Here is a 20,145-nt window from a genome sequence, read left to right as displayed (position 1 = left end):
CCCCGGGGGCCCCCCGCGGCGCCCACCGGCGGCGCGGGGGGGGGGGCGCGCGCCGCACACCCCGGGGCCCCCCACCCCCTCCTCTCAGGCGCGGGGGGGGCCCCCCCCCCCGGCCCCCCCCCACCTCCTACGGCCACGATTACAGTTTGCCCATGAACGACACCACCCGCGGCGTACGGATCAGACGCGGTGGCCCGGCTGACGCCGCCGCCGTCCTGGCCATGCTCGATTCCGCGGTGGTCTGGATGAACGCGCGGGGCAACACCGAGCAGTGGGGCACGACGCCGTTCTCGGAGAAGCCCGGCGGGGTCGAGTTGGTCGACCGGTACCTGACCGAGAACCTTCCGTACATCGCGGAACTGGACGGAACGCCTGCCGGCGCCCTGGTGTTGGACTCCGGGCCTCCTGCGCGGTCACCGATCACGCCCGCCGAGGAGCCCGAGCGGTACGTCCGTCTCCTGGTCTCCGACCGACGATTCGCGGGTCGGCACCTCGGGTCGGCCCTGCTGGCACACGCCGTGCAGGAAACCCGGCGGGCCGGCGTGCGGTTGCTACGGGTCGACTGCTGGGCGGGCGGCGGTGGCGAGTTGGTGGCCTTCTACGAACGTCAGGGGTTCACCCGCACCGAGACCTTCCGCTCGGGAACCTGGCCGGGGCAGGTGCTGGCCCAGCGGGTCGGCTGACCGGTACCCGCTGGCCGGCGGCCTGGCCGGGGTGTCAGGTGCGGCGGATCAGGCCCGGCCCGGCGGTGATGTCGATGTCCCCGCTTCCGACCTCATGCCCGGCTGCGCAGCGGAGCACCGCACGGACCGGTTCGCCGCAGTCGTGGTGGGTGGCGAGGACGCCGGGGCCGGCCTCGTCGGCGCTCCAGGTGTCGCCCCAGTTGCGCAGCGCGGTGATGACCGGCAGCAGTTCCTGACCCTTGCGGGTGAGTTGGTACTCGTGGCGGGTGCGCTGTCCCGGCTCCCGGTACGGGATCCGTTCGAGCAGACCGGCGGCGACCATCTCCTTGAGGCGGGCCGCCATCGCGGGCTCGCCGATCCCGACGCGGCGGACGAAGTCGTCGAAACGGCGCGTGCCGAGCAGTGCCTCGCGCATGATCAGGATCGTCGAACGGCTGCCCACGATGTCCATCGCCCGGGCGACGGAGCAGTTCTCCATCGACCAGGATTCGCGGTCGTCCCGAAGGTCCTCCATGCACCCAGCCTACCTGGCTTGCGCCGAAGCTAGCCAGGTGATTCACTGGGGCACCGCTGACTTTTGCATAAGCAAGTCAGCGGGACTCCAACCCGAGGACGCCTTGTGACCACCAGCAGCACGGCCCCGCCCGGGCCGGCCGTCACCACCCGTACGTCCGTTCGCGGCTCCCGGCCGGTGACCCTGATCGCCATGTGCCTGGGCGCGATGATCACCTTCCTGCAGATCACCGCGACGGTCTCCGCCCTGACCACCATCCAGGCCGACCTCCGGGTCGATCCGACCACCGTGATCTGGATCCCCAGCGCCTACACCCTGGTCGTGGCGAGCCTGGTGATGTCCGCCGCCACGCTCGGCAACCGGTACGGACGCAGGCGCATGTTCGGCGCCGGAGTCGTCGCGATGATCGCCGGCGGTGCCGTGGTGGCCAGCGCCCCGACCGTGGCCTGGGTGATCGCCGGTCAGTTGGTAGCGGGCCTCGGCGGTGCCCTGATCCTGCCGAACAGCCTGGCGATCCTCGGTGCCACCTTCACCGACCCGCACCGCCGCACCGAGGTCATCACCGCCTGGTCGGCCGCCTCCGGCATCGGGCTGGCGATCGGCCCGCTCATCGCCGGTACGCTGCTGCGCCAGCACTCCTGGCACAGCGTCTACCTGTCGGTGATCGTGCTGGGCGTGGTCACCCTCGTCGTCGCCGCGATCGGGGTGGCCGAGTCCCGGCCCAGCGCCGGACGGCTCGACCTGCCCGGTCTGCTGCTCGGCACCGTCGCCATCGCCGCCGCCGTCTACGCCATGATCCAGGGCGGGCGCGACGGCTACGCCAGCGGTGTCGTGGCGACCGCGTGGGTCGTCTCGGCCGTCGCGCTTGTCACGTTCGTGCTGGTCGAGCTGCGCACCAGCACACCGATGCTGGACGTACGCCTGTTCCGCTCGCCGTCGTTCAGCGCCGTCATGGTCGTCGCCGCGGTGTCACTGTTCGGGTTCACCGGCGTGGCGATCCTGCTCGTCCTCTTCCACGAGCGTGCCCAGTCGCTCAGCCCGCTGGACACCGGCTGGCGCATGCTGGTGCTCTTCGGCGCGTACGTGCTGGTGGCCTTCGCCGCCGGTCGGACCATCCGGCGCACCGGGTTCAAGGCGCCACTCACAGTCGGTCTGGTGCTCGGCGCGGTGGCCAGCTTCGGGCTCGCGACGCAGGGGCCGACGACGGCGTTCGGGCACCGCTGGGCGTTGTTCGCGTTGTTCGGCGCCGCGAGCGGGCTGGTGGTGGCCCCCGCGACGGCGGCGGCGCTGGCCAGCGTGGCGCCCGCCCAGGCCGGCATGGCCTCCGGCGCGGTCAACGCCTCCCGTCAGGTCGGCTCGGTGCTGGGCTCGTCCCTGCTGGGCACGCTGCTCACCACCACGATGGTGGCCGACCTGCCCGACCGCCTAGCCGCCCACCAGGTCGGCGAACCCGTCCGCAGCGCCGTGCAGGCGGCGGTGGCCTCCGGCGCGACAGGCGACCAGCCGCTGCCCGCTCCGGTCCGGTCGGCGCTCGCCGAGGCGATGACCTCCGGGGTCCAGGCCGGTTTGCGGGTCAGCGGCATCGTCTTCCTCGTCACCGCCGTCCTCGCGCTCACCCTCATCCGTAACCGCCCCCACCAGCACTAGCGAGGCCCGGGGCCGGCGAGCGTCCGACTCCGTAATCAGGCGCCGATCGTGTTCAGATCCTCGATTGCGTCGGCCGGCAGCGTCAGGTCGGCCGCGGCGAGGTTCTCCCGCAGGTGTGCCAGCGTCGACGTGCCCGGGATCAACGCCATGGTGGGGGAGCGTTGCAGCAGCCAGGCCAGGGCGACCTGCTGTGGCGAGGCGCCCACCCGGGCGGCCACGGCGTTGAGGGTGTCGGACTGCAACGGGGTGAACCCGCCGAGCGGGAAGAACGCCGCGAACGCGATGTTCTCCGCCGCGCAGCGGTCGACGAGCGCGTCGTCCTGCCGATTGGCGAGGTTGTAGAGGTTCTGCACCGTGACCACCGGCGCGATGGCCTGGGCCTCGGTGAGCTGGTCGAGCGTGACGTTGCTGAGCCCGAGATGCCGGATCAGTCCCTGCTGCCGCAGCTCCGCGAGGGTGCCGAACTGCTCGGAGAGGGGATCGTCGCCGGTGCCCTCCGCCACGCCGACCCGCAGGTTGACCACGTCGAGGACCTCCAGGCCGAGGTGCCGGAGGTTGTCGTGGACCTGGGCCTTCAGCTCGTCCGGCTGGAGCGCGGGGAGCCAGGAGGCGTCGTCGCCGCGGCGCGCGCCGACCTTGGTGACCAGGTGCAGATCCTCGGGGTACGGGTGCAGCGCCTCGCGGATCAGCTCGTTCACCACCTTGGGGCCGTAGAAGTCGCTGGTGTCGATGTGGCGCACGCCCCGGTCGACCGCCTCGCGGAGCACCGCGAGGGCCTGCGCACGATCGCGCGGGGGGCCGAAGACGTGCGGGCCGGCGAGCTGCATCGCGCCGTAGCCCATCCGACTCAGGGTGAGGCCGTCGGCGGGGGTCAGGGCGCCGCCAGGAAGGTTGTCGCTCATGTCATTCCTCTATCCGTTGTCGTCGTGGATATGCGGACGGTCCGGAGATCGGCCTGCGACGACTGTCCGTCGGCGTCCGTCCGGGCGGCAGGGCGAGGTGTTCCTGGTAGTGACACAGCCAGTCACCGGGTCGTGGGGCGATCTACCGTCGACGGTATGGACGCCACCAACCAGCTCGGCGACTTTCTGCGCGCCTGTCGGGAACGGATCCGGCCCGAGGACGTCGGTCTCGGGCCGGGCGTCGGCCTGCGCCGGGTGCCCGGCCTGCGGCGCGAGGAGGTGGCGATGTTGGCCGGCATCAGCGCCGACTACTACCTGCGGTTGGAGCAGGGTCGTGAGCGGCATCCCTCGGTGCAGGTCCTCGACGCGCTCGCCGGGGTGCTGCGGCTGGACCCGGAGGCGACCGCGTACATGATCGGGTTGACCCGGCCGCGGTCGCGCCGGGCGGTCCGGCCGGCCGTCGAGCGGGTGCCGGCCAGTGTCCTGCACCTGGTGCGGGAGCTCCCGATGCCGGCCTTCGTGCAGAACCGCTACCTCGACATCCTGGCGTCGAACCGGATGGCGAGGGCACTGTCGCCGAATCTCGCTCCGGGCGCCAACCGGCTGCGCGCGGTGTTCCTGGACGCGGCGGAGCGGGAGTTGTTCCGCGACTGGCGGCAGGCGATGCAGAGCGTGGTGGGCCAGCTGCGCGCCGATTCGGCCGCGGACGCCGACGACCCGCGACTGACGGCGCTGGTGGGGGAGTTGTCGCTCAAGAGCGACTGTTTCCGCCAGTTGTGGGCCCGGCACGAGGTGCGGCGGCGCGAGGGTGTGGTGAGCCGGCTGCACCACCCCGAGGTGGGCGATCTCGACCTGTACTGCGACAAGCTCGCGGTCGCGGGCGCCGAGGGGCAGCTCCTGGTGATCTACCACGCCGAGCCCGATACGGAGTCGGCACGTTCGTTGGCGCTGCTCGGCTCGGTTGCGGCAAGCACGCCTGACGGCGGCGTGGACAGCCTGCGGCCCGGCGATCCGGCACGCCTGTACCCCGGCCCTTGAGGAACATCGAACGGCCGCCAGGGCATACCCGCGGGGTGGCGCCCGTTACGCGTTCCGCGGTGTCGTGGCCCCGCGATGACAGGCCCGGAACTCGACGCGACCAGGCGGTCGGAAGGTTACTTACGCACTTCAAGGTGCCTACTTCCCGACGGAGAGCTACCGAGCCACGATAGAGAAACACCCGGCCAGGGAGCCGATTTACCTGGCCTTTTACGAGAACGAGGTACGACATGTCGACTGCTTCCCTCCCCGGTGGTACGTGGAAGCTGGGAGACTCGACGGTGACCCGATTCGGTTACGGCGCCATGCAGCTGGCCGGCCCCTGGGTCATGGGACCTCCCGCGGACCATGACGGCGCTGTGGCCGTACTCCGCGAGGTGGTCGAGCGCGGTATCAACCACATCGACACCAGCGGCGCCTACGGGCCGCGAGTGACAAACGAGCTGATCCGGGAGGCGTTGCACCCCTACCCGGAAGGGCTGTTCATCGCCACCAAGGTCGGAGCTACCCGCGACGCTCAGGGTGGCTGGCCCGTCGCCCGGCAGCCCGAAGACCTCCGTAAGCAGGTCCACGAGGACCTCGAAGTCCTCGGTGTCGAGACGCTCGACCTGGTGAACATGCGTATGGGCAACGCCGAAGGCCCCCAGCCCGGATCGCTGGCCGACGCGTTCGGCACGCTCGTCGAACTGCAGCGGGAAGGCCTGATCCGCCACTTGGGCGTCAGCAACGTCACCGCCGAGCAGGTCGCCGAGGCGCAGGCCATCGCGCCGATCGTGGGCGTGCAGAACATGTACAACCTCGCTCACCGCCACGACGACGAGCTCATCGACCGGCTCGCGGCCGAGAACATCGCATACGTGCCGTTCTTCCCGCTGGGCGGCTTCTCGCCGCTGCAGTCCGAGGCGCTCTCGGCGGTGGCGGAGCGGTTGCGGAGCACGCCCATGTCCGTCGCGCTCGCCTGGCTGCTGCAGAGATCGCCCAACATCCTGCTGATCGCGGGTACCTCGAAGGTCGCCCACCTGCGGGACAACGTCGCGGGCGCCGGCCTCTCCCTGTCCGCCGCGGACCTCGCCGAACTGGATCGGATCAACCGATGAGGAAGAGCGTCTCCGGCTGACCGCGGGACCCGCTCCATCGGGGGGCAACTTCCCGATGGGAAGCTAGGACTACAAGGGGATGTGACGCACCCTGCGGTCCGAGGAGGGCGTGATGGCAGCACCGACGACGGCGGCCCAGCAACGAACCCAGAACAGGGACAACTACAACGCCTTCCTGGCCGCCTGCCCGAGCCACAAGATGCTGGAACGCATCTCCGGCAAATGGGTCACGCTGATCCTCTCCGCACTCGGCAGCGGCCCCGACTGCACCGGTGAGCCCAGACCGATGCGCTACTCGGAGCTGTCTCGCCTCCTGGCCGGCGTCAGCCAGAAAATGCTCACCCAGACCCTGCGCTCCCTCGAACGCGATGGCCTCGTCAGCCGCACCGTGACACCAACAGTGCCCGTCACGGTCTCCTACGAGCTGACCGAGCTGGGCCTCTCCCTGCACCACATGATGCGTGGCCTCAAGGTGTGGGCTGAAGCACACATGGACGACGTCGACACCAGTCGCGCGGCATATGACCACGCCACTGCCGTGAACTGAACAGGGACCCACGGGGGCAGCCGAGCACCGAGCCCCACCAGGGCGTTGCCGCGAGACGCGGCCACGGTCGGCCCAGCGGGGTTGACGGGGATTGTTTGTGAGTGCACACTTACAAACATGCGATCCACCGCCGAGGCCCGCCGGGCCACCGTTCTGAACGCCGCCGTGTCGGCGTTCGCGCGCACCGGCTTCCACGCCACCCCGGTCACCGCCGTGGCAGCCGCCGCCGGCATCTCCGAGGCGTACGTTTTCCGGCTCTTCGCCGGAAAGCTCGGGTTGTTCGTGGCCGCCGCCGGGGCGTGCTTCGAGCGGATCGTCGTGGCGCTGGAGGCCGGGGCGGAGCGTGCCGGCGACGTCGGCCCGGAGGGGGTCCTGGAGGCGATGGGCGACGCCTACGCCGAGCTGATCGCCGACCGTGATCTCCTGCTGTTCCAGGTGCAGGCGCAGGCCGTCACTGACGTCCCGGAGATCGCCGAGGCGGTGCGCGCCGGCTACCGGCGGGTCGCCACCTTCGTGGCGAGTCGGTCCGGCGCCAGCGACGCGCAGGTCCAGCAGTTCTTCGCGTACGGCCAGCTCTGCCATTTGATCGTGACCGCCGGCCTGGAGCAGGTGCCCGAGCCGTGGGCCCGCGCGCTGACCGCAGGCATCCGTCACCCCTGATCCCGACGTCCGCACCACCGGGCCGCTTCCGGGCGGCCCACTTTTTCGACCTGATAGGTGTGTGAGTGCACACTTACAAACAAGAGGAGACCGCGATGACAACCGACAGGATGATCACCGAAGTGGTCCTGCCCGGCGTGGTGGAGCCGGACGGGCTCCAGGTCAGCCGACGCGCGATGCCCGTTCCCGCCGCAGGTCAGGCGCTCGTCGAGGTCGAGGCCACCGGCATCTCGTACGCCGAACAGAGCATGCGCCGCGACCTCTACCCGGGCCAGCCGGCCTTTCCGTTCGTGCCCGGCTACGACCTCGTCGGCACCGTCCGGGCGGTGGGACCGGGAGGCGACGGCTCGCTGGTCGGCACCCGGGTCGCGGCGGTCATCAAGACCGGCGCCTGGACCACGCACGCAGTGGTGGGCGTCGACGACCTCACCCCGGTGCCGCCCGGTCTGGACCCGGCCGCGGCCGAGACAGTAGTCGTCAACGGGGTGACCGCCTGGCAGATGCTGCACGGCGCCCGCCTGCGGGCCGGGCAGACGATCCTGGTGCACGGCGCGAACGGCGGCGTCGGAACCGTGCTCGTCCAACTCGGACGCCACCTCGGGCTGCGGGTCATCGGCACCGCCGCTCCGCGACACCACGCGGCGCTGCGCGAACTCGGCGTCGAACCGCTGGACTACCGAGACCCCGACCTGGCCGCGCGGGTGCGCGCACTGTCTCCCGGAGGCGTCGACGCCGTCTTCGACCCGGTCGCCGGCCCGGGCGTCCGCACCTCGTACCGGCTGCTCGCCCCCGGCGGCACGCTTGTCGTCTACGGCACCGCCTCGGCCACGGGCTCCGCGCGCTCGATCGTCTGGGTCTTCGTGAAGCTGCTGGCCCGGCTCTACACCTGGAACGCCCTGCCGAACGGTCACCGGGTCCGGTTCTACAACTTCTGGGCCGGCCGTCGCACCCGGGCCGCGGCGTTCCGGCGTCGGCTGCGTACCGACCTCGGCATCGTGCTCGACCTGCTCCGTCAGGGCGTGATCGTGCCGCAGATCGCCGCCCGCTACCCGCTCACCGAGGTCTCCGCCGCGCTGCTCTTCGCCGAGGCCCGCAGCCGGCCGGGCAAGGTCGTGCTGGAGCCCTGACCGGGTATCACGTCGCCGAGGGACCCGGACGCGGGGCGGTGGCCAGGATGTCCGGCGCTCGCCTGCGGTTGGCCGGATCCGCGGCGGCGGTCATCGCCCGCGCGGCTGCCTCCGGCTCGGTGTCGGGTGGCACCACGAGCAGGTCGACCTGGTCGTCCCTGCCCGTCGTGGCGACCAGCACGGCAGGGTCGAGGGTGCGAACCAGCCGATGCGTACCACGTGCGGTCCGACGGCCAACCGATGTGAGCCGAGGGGCGGTCGGGGCCGGGACGGAGATCGTGGCGGCGGTTCGCGCGGTGGCGGGCATGACTCAGCCGTCCTGGCGGGGCGCCGGCGGAGCCGGGGCGACGCCGGTCCTCGACAGGGGGACCGAACTGGACGAGGGCCATCCCGGCGGGGGCGTCGAGCAACGGCGGCTGCGCATCCTGAGCTGGAGGATCCGGGCAGTGCCGGGAAGGGCGACGAGAAGGACGCCGATCACCGCCGCCAGCAGCAGCGCCACGCCGGTGGGAAGGGCCGCGTGCGTCCCGAAGAAGGACACCTCGGCCTGCTGCCCATTCTGAAGTACGAAGATCAGGAGCAGCAGGAGCATGACCGCGAACACCACTGCGACGATCCACAGATCCCCGATTCGCGATCGCTTCACCACCGGCGGCAGGGGAGCCGGGCGAGAATCGACGGGGCCCTCGTGACCGTTGATGGTGGAGGGTTGGATGTGCCTGTTCGGGGGTGCGGTCATGACGATCCGCCGCCTTCCGATGGGTGCCCGGCACGGCTGACTGCCAGCGTGGCGGGCTGAGGGCGGGCCGTCGACAAACCGTCGCGGCCCGGCGAGCCGGTGCGGGGGGAGGGGCCGGCCATCGGTGCCACGGGAAGTCGGCGACCGGGTCGAATGGGTGTGCGGCGGCGAGTACTCCGAGCGTACGCCGCAGCGGCCGGGACCGCCGCGGCAGCGACCTCCGCCGGGTGGCACGGCCGGTGCGCGTGCAGCCGCACTGGCCGGGGCGTACGCTGGGCATGTCGCCCGGGGCCCCCGGTGGCCGCCGGATGTCGCCGCCACCAGCCCGTCAGGGCATTACCGATCGTCATCCCAACCGCTGCCGCGTGCTGATCGTCCTCGACCTTCGGCCCGCCAGTCGGATGCACCGGATACCGCACATTCGGTCTCCGATGACGGCAGCGGATGGCATCCCACCCGCGCTCGCACACCGCCGTCCAGGCACGATTCGGACGGCTCAACCAGGGGAGCACCAGATGAGGATCGCCAAGCACAGGATCGTCAGCGCGTTGCGCGATCGGGGTCAGCAGGCCCGGGCCGACTGGGTCGAGCGTGAGCTGCCGGAGCGGGTCGACCCGGCCAAGCACTCCGGGCTGCTCGCCACCCTGAACCTCGACCCCGCCGACCTCGCCGACGCGCCATCGGTGTGAAGGTTGCGCTGCTCGGGCCGATCGCCTGGCGCACACCCCCGCACCACTACGGTCCCTGGGAACAGGTGACCGGCCTGCTCGCCGAGGGACTGGCCAGACGAGGCGTGGACGTGACGCTCTTCGCAACGCTGGACTCGGCCACCTCCGCCCGCCTCGACGGCATCGCCCCGCGGGGGTACGCGGACGACCCGGACCTGGACGGCCGGGTGTGGGAGGCGATGCACGTCTCCCACGCGTTCGCCAGATCGGCGGAGTTCGACCTGGTGCACAGCCACCTCGACTGGCTGCCGCTGGCGTTCGCGGAGCACTGCCACGCCCCACTGCTCACCACCGTGCACGGCTTCTCCGGGGCGGGGATCCTGCCCGCCTACGCCCGAGCGGCATCGTCGTACGTGTCGATCTCGGACGCCGACCGGGCCCCGGAGCTCGACTACGTCGCCACGGTCCACCACGGCGTGGACCTCACCGGTCTGCCGTTCACCCGGGACGCCGGCCCCGGCCTGGCCGCGTTCGGTCGGATCCACCCGGACAAGGGCATCCACACCGCCATCGAGATCGCCCGCCGCGCCGGCCGGACGCTGACCATCTGCGGCATCGTGCAGGACGAGCGGTACTTCGCCGAGCAGGTGGCCCCGCACATCGACGACGACCGGGTCGTCTTCCTCGGTTCGGTCGGCCCCCGACGACGCGCGGAGGTGCTGGGCTCCAGCACCGCCCTGCTGCACCCGATCGCGTTCGACGAACCGTTCGGCCTGTCGGTGGTGGAGTCGATGGTCTGCGGCACGCCGGTCATCGCGTACGCGCGGGGCTCCATGCCGGAGGTCGTCGACGAAGGGGTGACGGGTCGCCTCGTCCACACCGTCGAGCAGGCCGTCGACGCGGTGACCCAGGTCGCCGGCCTCGACCGGGCCGCCTGCCGGGAACGGGCCCGGCAACGCTTCGGCGCGGACCGGATGGTCACCGACTATCTCGCCGTCTACGAGCGCCTCATCCGCCGTGGTGCCGCCGCACCCGTGGAGCGACCAGGTCGTTCCCGACCGGGCGACACTTGTCTGATTCCCACCCGTAGCTGACCACCCCCTCCCGAACACGTTCCGCCGGTCACACACGCTGACCGGCGTACGCCGTCACCGCGTGAGGCTGCCCCCGTACCCGGGTGGCGGCCGACAACCGGAAGGCCCGACGTTCATGCCCAGCTACGGATTCCTCAGCACTCACCCGCCGACGCGGTGTGGACTGGCCACCTTCAACTCCGCCCTTGCCGCCCAGCTCACCGCGGACGGCACGCGCGGTGGCATCGTGCGGGTCACCGACCACGGCGACGACCAGCGGCCCGGGCCCGGCGTGGTGCACACCTGGTCGGCGCGGACCCCGGTCGGGTGGCGGGACGCCGCAGCCGTCTTGAACACCTTCGACGTGGCAATCGTCCAGCACGAGTACGGCATCTACCCGGGCACCGACGGCGAGGACGTCCTGCCGTTGCTGCGCCGGCTCACCGTGCCGAGCATCGTGGTCCTGCACACCGTGCTGCGCGAGCCCTCCGGCCGGCAGAAGTCCCTGCTGGAACAGATCGTCGCCACCGCCGGGGCGGTCGTCACGATGACCGACACCGCCCGCGACCGGCTGCTCATCGGCTACGACGTGCCGGCGGAGAAGGTGACGGTCATCCCGCACGGCGCCGCCGAACTCGCCGGCGTGCCCGTCGACAGGCGTACCCGTCCGCACCTGCTCACCTGGGGACTGATCGGCCCCGGTAAGGGCATCGAGTGGTCACTGCGCGCCCTCGCCCGGTTGCAGGACCTGGAACCGACGCCCACCTACACCGTCGCGGGCCGGACCCACCCGAAGGTGATCGAGCACCACGGCGAGACGTACCGGGCGGGGCTGCACCGGCTCGGCGCCCAACTGGGAATCGCGCACGCCGTGGACTACCAGGACGTCTACCACGACCAGCAGGCCCTCGGCCGCCTGATCCGCTCCGCCGACGTCGTCGTGCTGCCGTACGACTCCCGCGAACAGGTCACCTCCGGCGTGCTCATCGAGGCGGTGGCCGCCGGAGTGCCAGTCGTGGCCACGGCGTTCCCGCACGCCGTCGAGCTGCTCACCGGCGGGCCGGGCCTGGTCGTACCCCATCAGAACCCGGCGGCGCTCGCCCTGGCGGTCCGGCGGATCCTGACCGAGCCGGGCCTCGCGGCCCGGCTGGCCGGCCGGGTGCGGCCACTGGCCGCGGATCTGCGCTGGCCGGCGGTGGCAGCCCGCTACGGCACCCTCGCCGAGCGGCTCACCGCCGTCCGCCCGCCCGCAGTGAGCGTGGCGTCCGCATGACCGCGACCGCCGGCCGCTCCCGGGCAACCTCCGGCAGGCGGTGGATGACGGCGCCCGCGCCGAGCTTCGCGCACCTGGTCCGGCTGAGCGACGACACCGGCCTGTTCGAGCACGCCCGGCACGCCATCGTCCGCCGCGAGCACGGCTACTGCACCGACGACGTGGCCCGTGGCCTGGTTGTCCTGTGTCGCGAGCCGGAGCCGACCGAGGAGTTGCTGCGACTCGCGGAACGGTACCTCGCCTTCCTGACCCACGCGCAGGACGCCACCGGCGCCTTCCGCAACCGGCTCGGGCACGACAGGCGCTGGGCCGACGAACCCGGGCTCGGCGACTGGTGGGGCCGAGCGCTGTGGGGGCTGGGCACAGCCGTCGCCCGCAGTCCGGCCGCCTGGGTACGGGAGGAGGCGCTGGTCGCCTTCAGCCGTGGTGCGGCGCGGCGCTCCCCCGCGCCGCACGCGATGGCGTTCGCCGGGCTCGGCGCGGCCGAGGTGCTGCGTCGCCACCCGGGCCACGTGGCCGCGGCGGCGTTGCTGGCGGACGCGGCCAGCGCTGTCGGCCCACCGGACCCCGACTCGCGGTGGCCCTGGCCGCAGCAGCGGTTGACCTACGCCAACGCGGCCCTCGCCGAGGTCGTCATCGTCGCCAGTCAGCTGCGCCACGGTGGCCCGCCCCTCGACGAGGGTCTGCGGATGCTGGCCTGGTTGCGGGACGTCCAACTGCGCGACGGGCACCTGTCCGTCGTACCCGCCGCCGGGTGGCGACGTGGCGCCGTACGGTTTCACCACGACCAGCAGCCGATCGAGGTCGCAGCCCTCGCGGACGCCTGCGCCACGGCCGCCACGGTCACCGGCGACCCGGCCTGGGATGACGGGCTCCGGCAGGCGATCGGTTGGTTCCTCGGTGACAACGACCTCGGCACGCCGATGTGGGATCCGGGCACCGGCGGCGGCTACGACGGGCTGACCGCGCACGGTCCCAACCTCAACCAGGGCGCCGAATCCACCCTCGCGCTCATCTCCACCCTCCAGCACGCCCGGCGGTGGTCGTGACCGACCTCCTGGCCGTCCGGCAGGACGTCACCCTCACCCCCGATCCCCGCCGGGTCGTCGTCAAGCTCTTCGTCCCGGGCGAGGACGCGGCTGTGGTACGTACCCGCGCGCGGGCGCTCATCGAGCGTGTCGCGCACCTCGACGACGAAGAGACGGCCCGCCTGCTGCGGGACACCCTCGAACGGTTCGGTGCCCGGCACCGCGACCTCGCCGCGACGTTCCAGCATCATTACGACCTCGTGCGGCACCGCGCCGCCCGGACCGGGCACCTCTCGCCCACCAGCCGACTCCTGGTCGGCGCCTACTTCAGCCACGAGTACGCGGTCGAGGCCGCCGCCCTGTGCAACCCGTCGATGGTGGCCCACCCCGACCAGAGCGGGTTGAGCGCCGGGCAGCTGCGCGTGGCGGTCAGTCTCCGCCAGATCGGCGAGGGTCACCTGTCGTCAGTCGGATTCGCCAGTGCGGTTCTCGGGCCGGGCCGCCAGCTCACCGTCGCCGACCGGTCCGGCCCGCTGGTGGTCGGACAGCGCACGGGAGTGCGGCACCGCCGGGACCTGCTCGTGGCGGGTCTGGCCGAGAAGGACTGTGACAACGAGGTCACCGCCACGGTGCTGGACGCGCTGCCCGACCGGTACGACGAGGCGACGTTCGAGCGGGTCCTCGGTGATCTGCCGCCGGACCTGCTGTCCCGCAGCACCGGGCTGGACACGTTGGAACACCTGCGGCGCACCAACGCCGGCAGCTACGCCACTGCCTTTCCCGCCGGGACGGCTCTGCACGAACGTGTGCTCTGGCCGGCCACCCCGGCGGAGAGCAACGGCATGGAGGACGCCCGGTTCGTCCTGTTCACCGGTGGGTCGCGGCCGGTGTACCGGGCCACCTACACCGCCTACGACGGCCGGAGCATCGCCACCCGGGCGCTGGTGAGCCCCGATCTGCGCCACTTCGAGATGACCCCGATGCGGGGGCCGGGAGCCCGCAACAAGGGGATCGCACTGTTCCCCCGTACCGTCGGCGGTCGGCACCTGGCGCTGTGCCGCGCCGACGGCGAGACCATCGGTCTGACCGTCCTGGACGCCGACAACCGCTGGCAACACCCGGTCCCGTTGCACGGGCCCCGGGACAGCTGGGAGCTGATCCAGGTCGGCAACTGCGGCTCTCCGATCGAGACCGAGGCGGGCTGGCTCGTGCTCACCCACGGCGTCGGCCCGATGCGCCGGTACGCGATCGGCGCGCTCCTGCTCGACCTGCGCCGACCGGATCGGGTGATCGCACATCTTCCCGGTGTGCTCCTGGCCCCCGAACGGTCCGAGCGGGACGGCTACGTGCCGAACGTCGTCTACTCCTGCGGCGGACTCATCCACGACGGCGAGCTGTGGCTGCCGTACGGCGCCAGCGACGCGCGGGTCGGCTTCGCCACCGTGCCGGTGTCGGCCCTGCTCACCGCGATGGCGCACGCTCCGCCCGAACACTGAGGGAGGGACTGAACGCCGACGGGCGGACGCGCCGCGGCGGTCGGATGGATCAGGCGAAGTCGGCGGCGAGGTGCCCGCGCAGCGTGGCCAACGATCGGGTGATCAACCGGGAGACGTGCATCTGGGAGACGCCGATCTGCTCGGCGATCTGGGCCTGGGTCAGGTTGCCGTGGAACCGCAGGCTGAGGATCCGGCGTTCCCGTTCGGGCAGCGTGGCGAGCGCCGGACCGAGAGCGACGCGGAGGTCGACGAGGTCGAACTCGTGGTCCCGCTCCCCGAGGGTGTCGCCGAGTTCCATGCTTCCGTCGATGCCGGTGGGTGTGGACAGAGAGGTCGCCCGGTACGCCCGGGCTCCCTCCAGCCCTTCCAGCACGGTCTCCTCGGAGACGTCGAGGTAGCTCGCGATGTCGGCGACCGTCGGCGAGCGGCCCAGGGTGTGCGTCAGCGTGCTGTTGGCGGCGCTGATCGACAGCCGAAGCTCCTGGAGGCGGCGCGGCACCCGCACCGACCAGGTGCGATCCCGGAAGTATCGCTTGATCTCCCCGACGATGGTCGGGATGGCGTACCCGCTGAAGTCGACGCCCCGCGTCGCGTCGAAGTGGTCGACCGCTTTGATGAGGCCGACCATCGCGGTCTGCGTCAGGTCCTCGTCGGGGGCGCCGCGCCCCGAGTAGCGCCGGGCCAGGTGGCGGGCGAGCGGCAACCACGCCTCGATGGCGCGGTCCCGCAGGGCCGGTCGGCGCGGGTCGTCGGCCGCGGTGGTGGCCAGCTCGACAATCAGTTCGTCCGTGCCGGCGTTCCGTCGGCTGGCAGCGGTGCTGACCGTGGGTTCGACAGTCGTGAGCATGGGCTGGTCCTCTCCGTGTCCGCCCGTCGACCAGGACGACCGGAGAGAATCCGATGTGCTGTCGACAGGACCACGACCACGGGCCTCGCCGCCGCGTCATGTCGTTTCAGGTGGTGCGGTGTGCACGTTACCCGAAAGTGCGGTCCATTACTAGCCGAAAGTATGAGATTGAGCAGCTGGATGCGCTGCAGCGGCGCGTCCTGGGGGTGCCCCGGCGGTCGGTCATCCGGCCGCCGGGGCACCTCGGTCAGGACTCGAGCTGTCGGCGTCGACGCAGAAGGAGCAGCAGGGCTGCGCCGCTGGCGATGGCGATACTGCCGACCGCGGTCAGGGCGGGCAGCAGGCCGCCGCCACCCCTACCGCCGGTGACGGGCAACTCGGTGCGAGTGGGGACCACTGTCGGCTGGCCGGTCGGCGTCCCGGTGGGCTGGCCGGTCGGCGTCCCGGTGGGCTGCCCGGTCGGCGTGCCGGTCGGGGTGCCGGTTGGCGTCCCGGTCGGGGTGCTGGTGGGCGTGCCGGTCGGTGTCCCGGTCGGGGTCGACGTGGGGGTTCCCGTCGGCTGGAGGCAGACGGGCGCGTTGATCGTGTTGGTGTCGAGGGTGACCGCCCCGGTCTGCGCCAGGGCGCGGCCCTGGAGGGTGGCGCCGGTGTTCATGGTGATCGACGTCTGGGCCAGGATGTTGCCCATGAAGCGGGTGCCGGTGCCGATCGTGGCCGAGCTGCCCACCTGCCAGTAGACGTTGCAGGGCGAGGCGCCGTTGATGAACACCACGCTGCTGTTCGAGGCGGTGATGAGGGTGGAGTCGATCTGAAAGATGAATACCGCCGCCGGGTCGTTCTGACTGTTGAGCGTCAACGTCCCGGTCAGCTGTGCGGCGCCGATCCGGTAGACGCCCGGAGTCAGTGTGGCGCCGCCCAGCTCCGCGGGCAGGTTGGTGAACGGCGTTCGACCGGCGGCGTCGTTGTACGCCGTGGTCAGGTCATTCTTGGCCTGCAGTGCCACGGCGTCGCCGAGGTGGATCTCCCCGCCGACGATGCCGGGCGGAAAGCCGGGTGCGGTGTTGCCGGGGCTGACGCCGAGGCTCTGCGCCAGGAAGCTCGGCCCGGTGTTGGTGGCCGTTGAGCCGGCCAGTACGGAGAAGTTCGCCGCCGTTCCGAGATTGACCGGCGCCTCGGCCGCGCTCGCGCCGGTGCCGCTGAAGATGAGGACGGCGACGGCCGCGCCGCCGGCGGCGACGGCCGTCAACGCGGACATGACCGCGCGCCGAGGTCGGCGCAATAGTGTGGTTGTCACGATGTGCCCTTTCACGAATGCGTCTCACCGGACGTCGGCCGAGTCGGCAGGTGACACCCGCACTCCGAACCGCAGATGGGACGTAATCGGACTTTTCCATATCTAATACCTCAAAACTGATCTAAACCCAATATCGCTTTAGCTGACCGGTATTCGCCTTTCGGCGGGCAGGGGCCGCCGGCAGCAGGGAGTCCTCGTCTCCTGCACCCTTCGTACGTTGGCAGTTCGCCGTCGGGCTTCTACGGTGGTCAGGACACGGGAGGTGGAGCTTGGTCGACGCCGGCGATGCGTCGCGTTGGTTGCAGCTCAACGCACCCCGGGGCGGGCCGGACGAGTTGTCGCTTCTGGTCACCCGGGCCGCGCCGGCAGTCGGCGCCACCGAGATCGTGATCTATCTGGCCGACTACAACCAGTCCTGTCTCGTGCCACTGCTGGGCGCCGGTATCGCCCGGGACGAGCTGACTATCGAGACGACCCTGGCCGGTCGGGCGTTCACCACCCTCGACGTGCAGCGTGCCGCCGACAATCCGGACCGCCTCTGGGTGCCCCTGCTGCTCGGCTGCGAGCGGCTGGGCGTGCTGGAGGTCGTGTCGCCGGCCGCCGCCGATACGGCGTTGGACGGGCCGGCCTGGGAGTTGGCGGTGAATGTCGCCCAGGTCCTGGTGAACCGTCGGCTCTACGGCGATGTCGTCGAGCGGATGCGGCGGCGCCTGCCGATGCAGGTCGCCGCCGAGATCGTCTGGGGGCTGTTGCCGCCGCTGACCTTCGCGACCGACGACCTGGTGATCACCGCGATCCTCGAACCGTGCTACGACGTCGGCGGCGACATCTTCGACTACGCGCTGAACGGCGACGTGCTCAGCCTCGGGCTCTTCGACACCTGCGGGCACGGCATCAAGGCGAGCACCCTGGCCTCGCTGGTGGTCAGCGCGTACCGCAACGCCCGCCGGTCCGGCCTCGACCTGGTCGACACGGCCATCAGCATCGACCGGTGGGTGCGCTCCGAGCACCCCAGCTACTTCGCGACAGCGCTGCTCGCCGAACTGGACCGGCGCACCGGTCAGCTCCGGATCATCAACGCGGGTCACCCCGGCGCCATGTTGCTGCGCGACGGCAAGGCCATCCGGGAGCTGCCGGGGCCTACCGCGCTGCCGCTCGGTCTGGGTCACCTCTCCGAGGCAAGACCCCAGGTGTACGAGGAGGAGCTGCACCCGGGCGATCGCATCCTCGCCTACACCGACGGCATCACCGACGCGAGGAGTGCCGACGGTGAGCGGTTCGGGCGGGACCGCCTCGTCGACTTCGTCAACCGCGCCCTCAACGACGGGCTGCCCAGCCCGGAGACGATGCGCCGCCTGGTGCGCGCCGTCCTCGCGTACCAGGACGAGCAACTCGACGACGACGCCACGGCCCTGTTCCTGGAGTGGCAGCCTCCGCACCTGCCGTTGGGGCATCTGCGGCACATCACCGCGCCCCAGCCCTGACCGCCGAGTGGGATTTTGCACTCCCAGTGCACTTGTCTCCTCATTCGAGGCTGTCTAGCGTCACACCATGGCTGACTCGTGGACCTTCGCCGTGGCCCGTGCCGACCTGCGCCACACCACCATCGCCGACTCCGGGGAGCCCGCGCCGCCCGACGGTGCGGCGCTGCTGCGCGTGGATCGCGTCGGCCTCACCGCCAACAACGTGACCTACGCGGTGCTCGGCGATGCGATGCGCTACTGGGAGTTCTTCCCGCCCGGCCCGCGAGGGCTCGGGCCGCAGTGGGGTCTTCCGCCGCTGTGGGGCTTCGCCGACGTGGTCGCCTCGACGGTCACCGGGGTCGAGGTCGGCCAACGGGTCTACGGTTACCTGCCGCCCGCCGGCCACCTGGTGGTCCGCCCGGACCGGGTGGACGCGTCCGGCTTTCGCGACGCGAGCCCGCACCGGGCCGAACTGCCCTCGCCGTACAACGCGTACCGGGCGACGGCCGGAGACCCGGTCTACCAGGCCGATCAGGAGGACCTGCTGATCCTGTTCCGGCCGCTGTTCTTCACCTCGTTCATGTTGGCCGACCAGGTCGTCGACAACGACTTCTACGGCGCGCGGTCGATAGTCCTGTCGTCGGCGTCCAGCAAGACGGCGTACGCCGCAGCGTCCGAGCTGTACGGTCGCGGCCCGCGACTGGTCGGGCTCACCTCGCCCGGCAACGTGGCGTTCACGCGGTCACTCGGGTGCTACGACGACGTCATCGCGTACGACGACATCGACGCCCTCGACGCGGTCGCCACCGTGTACCTCGACCTGTCCGGAGCGCCCGCCACCCGGGCCGCGCTGCGCGCCCACCTCGGCGACCGGCTCGTCCGGGACATCGCTGTGGGGCTCACCAACCAGACGCCCAACGCGGAAGCCGCCGGGGAGGTCTTCTTCGCGCCGGTGCAGATGCGCAAGCGCGGCCGGGACTGGGGTCGCGACGGGCTCGACAGGCGGTTCACCGAAGCCTGGCAGCGGTTCGTCCCGGCGGCGAGCGGGTGGCTCGACGTGCGGGTCGGCAACGGTCCCGAGGCCCTGCGGGACGCGTGGCTCGACGTCCTCGCCGGTCGTACGCCGCCCCGGGTCGGTCACGTCGTCCAGCTGTGAGCCGGCCGCTACGGGACGATCGCGTCCACGTAGCCGCCGTCGACCCGGACCGCCGCGCCGGTCGTGGCGGAGGCGAGCGGAGAGGCGAGGTAGGTGACCATGTTGGCGATCTCCTCGGGCTCGATGAGCCGCTGGAGCAGCGACTGCGGCCGGTGCAGCCGCATGAACTCCCGCTGCGCCTCCTCCCAGGGCAGACTGTCGCCGACGAGTTCGGCCACGAAGTCCTCCACGCCCCCGGTGTGGGTCGGCCCGGCCAGCACCGAGTTGACTGTCACTCCGGTGCCGGCGGCGGCCTTCGCGAACCCGCGTGACACGCCGAGCAGAGCCGTCTTCGAGACGCCATAGTGGATCATCTCGGCGGGGATGGCGACCGCCGAGTCACTGGCGATGTACTGCACCCGACCCCAACCGCGTTCCATCATCTGAGGCAGGTAGGCGCGGGTCAGCCGGACGCCGGCCAGCACGTTCACCTCGAAGTAGCGACGCCACTCGTCGTCCGAGATCTCCAACGCCGGGGTGGGGCCGAAGACGCCGAGGTTGTTGACCAGGATGTCGACGTCGGGCAGGAGGTCGAGGGCGCGGGCCGTACCCTCGTCGGTCGACACGTCGGCGTCCACCTCGACGACCTCGGCGCCGGGGACCTCGTCGCGCAGCGCCGTGGCCGCGCGCCCGACCGAGGCGGCGGTACGGCCGTTCACTGCCACCCGGGCCCCCGCGCGGGCGAGCCCGACCGTGATGGCGGCGCCGATGCCCTGGGTCGAGCCGGTCACCAGCGCGGTCCTGCCGGCGAGATCGATCTGAACCGTCATGTCTGTCCTGTCCGTTCGCACCACACCGAACCCTGGTCGGGGGACGGCTTCCGCAGCCTCGACCGTAGCCGCGCCGACCCGACC

At 71.5% G+C, this 20,145-nt stretch carries 21 protein-coding genes; 14 read left to right on the top strand and 7 right to left on the bottom strand.

All coding sequences use genetic code 11. The features are described 5' to 3' along the window. The first annotated feature begins 152 nt into the window (after positions 1–152). Positions 153–683: a GNAT family N-acetyltransferase gene (locus AB0B97_RS05350; RefSeq protein ID WP_357490861.1), complete on the top strand. Its 531-nt coding sequence runs from the start codon at positions 153–155 to the stop codon at positions 681–683. A 34-nt stretch (positions 684–717) separates the two neighbouring features. On the opposite strand, the gene AB0B97_RS05345 is transcribed toward AB0B97_RS05350, so the two are convergent. Beyond that, entirely contained in the window at positions 718–1,197 is a 480-nt protein-coding gene (locus AB0B97_RS05345) for a helix-turn-helix domain-containing protein (protein ID WP_357490859.1), read from the bottom strand. A gap of 105 nt (positions 1,198–1,302) precedes the next feature. On the opposite strand from AB0B97_RS05345, the gene AB0B97_RS05340 reads away from it, so the two are divergent. After that, the gene (locus AB0B97_RS05340) at positions 1,303–2,844 is read left to right on the top strand and encodes an MFS transporter (protein WP_357490857.1); all 1,542 of its coding nucleotides are present in this window, start codon (positions 1,303–1,305) and stop codon (positions 2,842–2,844) included. A 35-nt stretch (positions 2,845–2,879) separates the two neighbouring features. On the opposite strand, the gene AB0B97_RS05335 is transcribed toward AB0B97_RS05340, so the two are convergent. Then, entirely contained in the window at positions 2,880–3,746 is an 867-nt protein-coding gene (locus tag AB0B97_RS05335) for an oxidoreductase (protein ID WP_357490855.1), read from the bottom strand. A 156-nt stretch (positions 3,747–3,902) separates the two neighbouring features. Here AB0B97_RS05335 and AB0B97_RS05330 point away from each other — a divergent pair, with 156 nt between their 5' ends. The 5 genes from AB0B97_RS05330 (at position 3,903) to AB0B97_RS05310 (ending at position 8,215) form a co-directional block, all read left to right on the top strand. Further along, positions 3,903–4,784, top strand: a complete 882-nt coding sequence (locus AB0B97_RS05330; RefSeq protein WP_357490853.1) for a helix-turn-helix transcriptional regulator — start codon at positions 3,903–3,905, stop codon at positions 4,782–4,784. 230 nt (positions 4,785–5,014) lie between these two features. Continuing rightward, entirely contained in the window at positions 5,015–5,881 is an 867-nt protein-coding gene (locus AB0B97_RS05325; protein ID WP_234586616.1) for an aldo/keto reductase family oxidoreductase, read from the top strand. Between the two features lie 112 nt (positions 5,882–5,993). Further along, positions 5,994–6,428: a helix-turn-helix domain-containing protein gene (locus AB0B97_RS05320; RefSeq protein WP_357490851.1), complete on the top strand. Its 435-nt coding sequence runs from the start codon at positions 5,994–5,996 to the stop codon at positions 6,426–6,428. A gap of 117 nt (positions 6,429–6,545) precedes the next feature. Next, positions 6,546–7,088, top strand: a complete 543-nt coding sequence (locus tag AB0B97_RS05315; protein ID WP_357490849.1) for a TetR/AcrR family transcriptional regulator — start codon at positions 6,546–6,548, stop codon at positions 7,086–7,088. Between the two features lie 95 nt (positions 7,089–7,183). Continuing rightward, complete coding sequence (locus AB0B97_RS05310) at positions 7,184–8,215, top strand: medium chain dehydrogenase/reductase family protein (RefSeq protein ID WP_357490847.1); 1,032 nt, start codon at positions 7,184–7,186, stop codon at positions 8,213–8,215. 7 nt (positions 8,216–8,222) lie between these two features. On the opposite strand, the gene AB0B97_RS05305 is transcribed toward AB0B97_RS05310, so the two are convergent. Together AB0B97_RS05305 and AB0B97_RS05300 are read right to left on the bottom strand one after the other, a co-directional pair. Next, complete coding sequence (locus tag AB0B97_RS05305; RefSeq protein ID WP_357490845.1) at positions 8,223–8,522, bottom strand: DUF5994 family protein; 300 nt, start codon at positions 8,520–8,522, stop codon at positions 8,223–8,225. Positions 8,523–8,525: 3 nt separating this feature from the next. Continuing rightward, positions 8,526–8,864: a lipopolysaccharide assembly protein LapA domain-containing protein gene (locus AB0B97_RS05300; protein ID WP_357490843.1), complete on the bottom strand. Its 339-nt coding sequence runs from the start codon at positions 8,862–8,864 to the stop codon at positions 8,526–8,528. Between the two features lie 605 nt (positions 8,865–9,469). Here AB0B97_RS05300 and AB0B97_RS05295 point away from each other — a divergent pair. From AB0B97_RS05295 to AB0B97_RS05275, 5 genes are all read left to right on the top strand, one after another. Continuing rightward, entirely contained in the window at positions 9,470–9,643 is a 174-nt protein-coding gene (locus AB0B97_RS05295) for a hypothetical protein (protein ID WP_357490841.1), read from the top strand. Then, positions 9,640–10,716, top strand: a complete 1,077-nt coding sequence (locus tag AB0B97_RS05290; protein ID WP_357490839.1) for a glycosyltransferase family 4 protein — start codon at positions 9,640–9,642, stop codon at positions 10,714–10,716. The genes AB0B97_RS05295 and AB0B97_RS05290 overlap by 4 nt, the downstream gene beginning before the upstream one ends. Before the next feature lie 115 nt (positions 10,717–10,831). Beyond that, a complete protein-coding gene (locus AB0B97_RS05285) occupies positions 10,832–11,968 on the top strand; it encodes a glycosyltransferase (protein WP_357490837.1) in 1,137 nt (378 codons plus the stop codon). Between the two features lie 44 nt (positions 11,969–12,012). After that, entirely contained in the window at positions 12,013–13,017 is a 1,005-nt protein-coding gene (locus tag AB0B97_RS05280; RefSeq protein WP_357490835.1) for a glycosyltransferase, read from the top strand. Then, positions 13,014–14,492, top strand: a complete 1,479-nt coding sequence (locus AB0B97_RS05275; RefSeq protein ID WP_357490833.1) for a glycoside hydrolase family 130 protein — start codon at positions 13,014–13,016, stop codon at positions 14,490–14,492. The genes AB0B97_RS05280 and AB0B97_RS05275 overlap by 4 nt, the downstream gene beginning before the upstream one ends. Before the next feature lie 49 nt (positions 14,493–14,541). Here AB0B97_RS05275 and AB0B97_RS05270 read toward each other — a convergent pair whose 3' ends face one another. Then, positions 14,542–15,339: an RNA polymerase sigma factor SigF gene (locus AB0B97_RS05270; protein ID WP_357490831.1), complete on the bottom strand. Its 798-nt coding sequence runs from the start codon at positions 15,337–15,339 to the stop codon at positions 14,542–14,544. A 247-nt stretch (positions 15,340–15,586) separates the two neighbouring features. Further along, complete coding sequence (locus tag AB0B97_RS05265; protein WP_357490829.1) at positions 15,587–16,633, bottom strand: ice-binding family protein; 1,047 nt, start codon at positions 16,631–16,633, stop codon at positions 15,587–15,589. Between the two features lie 269 nt (positions 16,634–16,902). Between AB0B97_RS05265 and AB0B97_RS05260 the strand changes: the two genes are divergently transcribed. Next, entirely contained in the window at positions 16,903–18,117 is a 1,215-nt protein-coding gene (locus AB0B97_RS05260; RefSeq protein ID WP_357490827.1) for a PP2C family protein-serine/threonine phosphatase, read from the top strand. A 67-nt stretch (positions 18,118–18,184) separates the two neighbouring features. Continuing rightward, positions 18,185–19,252, top strand: a complete 1,068-nt coding sequence (locus AB0B97_RS05255) for a DUF2855 family protein (protein ID WP_357490825.1) — start codon at positions 18,185–18,187, stop codon at positions 19,250–19,252. A gap of 8 nt (positions 19,253–19,260) precedes the next feature. Here AB0B97_RS05255 and AB0B97_RS05250 read toward each other — a convergent pair whose 3' ends face one another. Next, on the bottom strand, positions 19,261–20,061 hold the full coding sequence (locus AB0B97_RS05250; protein ID WP_357490823.1) for an SDR family oxidoreductase: 801 nt from the start codon (positions 20,059–20,061) through the stop codon (positions 19,261–19,263). Positions 20,062–20,145: the final 84 nt, after the last annotated feature.

The organism is Micromonospora sp. NPDC049004 (genome assembly GCF_040649315.1).
Classification (GTDB): Bacteria; Actinomycetota; Actinomycetes; order Mycobacteriales; family Micromonosporaceae; genus Micromonospora.
Note: the sequence above shows the minus strand (reverse complement) of the source record. Positions and strands in the feature narration are given on the sequence as shown.

Bases quoted from the DNA above. Each gene is read 5' to 3' on its own strand.
- AB0B97_RS05350 (WP_357490861.1), top strand. From the start codon at position 153: ATGAACGACACCACCCGCGGCGTACGGATCAGACGCGGTGGCCCGGCT.
- AB0B97_RS05345 (WP_357490859.1), bottom strand. From the start codon at position 1,197: ATGGAGGACCTTCGGGACGACCGCGAATCCTGGTCGATGGAGAACTGC.
- AB0B97_RS05335 (WP_357490855.1), bottom strand. From the start codon at position 3,746: ATGAGCGACAACCTTCCTGGCGGCGCCCTGACCCCCGCCGACGGCCTC.
- AB0B97_RS05330 (WP_357490853.1), top strand. From the start codon at position 3,903: ATGGACGCCACCAACCAGCTCGGCGACTTTCTGCGCGCCTGTCGGGAA.
- AB0B97_RS05325 (WP_234586616.1), top strand. From the start codon at position 5,015: ATGTCGACTGCTTCCCTCCCCGGTGGTACGTGGAAGCTGGGAGACTCG.
- AB0B97_RS05320 (WP_357490851.1), top strand. From the start codon at position 5,994: ATGGCAGCACCGACGACGGCGGCCCAGCAACGAACCCAGAACAGGGAC.
- AB0B97_RS05315 (WP_357490849.1), top strand. From the start codon at position 6,546: ATGCGATCCACCGCCGAGGCCCGCCGGGCCACCGTTCTGAACGCCGCC.
- AB0B97_RS05310 (WP_357490847.1), top strand. From the start codon at position 7,184: ATGACAACCGACAGGATGATCACCGAAGTGGTCCTGCCCGGCGTGGTG.
- AB0B97_RS05305 (WP_357490845.1), bottom strand. From the start codon at position 8,522: ATGCCCGCCACCGCGCGAACCGCCGCCACGATCTCCGTCCCGGCCCCG.
- AB0B97_RS05295 (WP_357490841.1), top strand. From the start codon at position 9,470: ATGAGGATCGCCAAGCACAGGATCGTCAGCGCGTTGCGCGATCGGGGT.
- AB0B97_RS05285 (WP_357490837.1), top strand. From the start codon at position 10,832: ATGCCCAGCTACGGATTCCTCAGCACTCACCCGCCGACGCGGTGTGGA.
- AB0B97_RS05280 (WP_357490835.1), top strand. From the start codon at position 12,013: ATGACGGCGCCCGCGCCGAGCTTCGCGCACCTGGTCCGGCTGAGCGAC.
- AB0B97_RS05270 (WP_357490831.1), bottom strand. From the start codon at position 15,339: ATGCTCACGACTGTCGAACCCACGGTCAGCACCGCTGCCAGCCGACGG.
- AB0B97_RS05255 (WP_357490825.1), top strand. From the start codon at position 18,185: ATGGCTGACTCGTGGACCTTCGCCGTGGCCCGTGCCGACCTGCGCCAC.
- AB0B97_RS05250 (WP_357490823.1), bottom strand. From the start codon at position 20,061: ATGACGGTTCAGATCGATCTCGCCGGCAGGACCGCGCTGGTGACCGGC.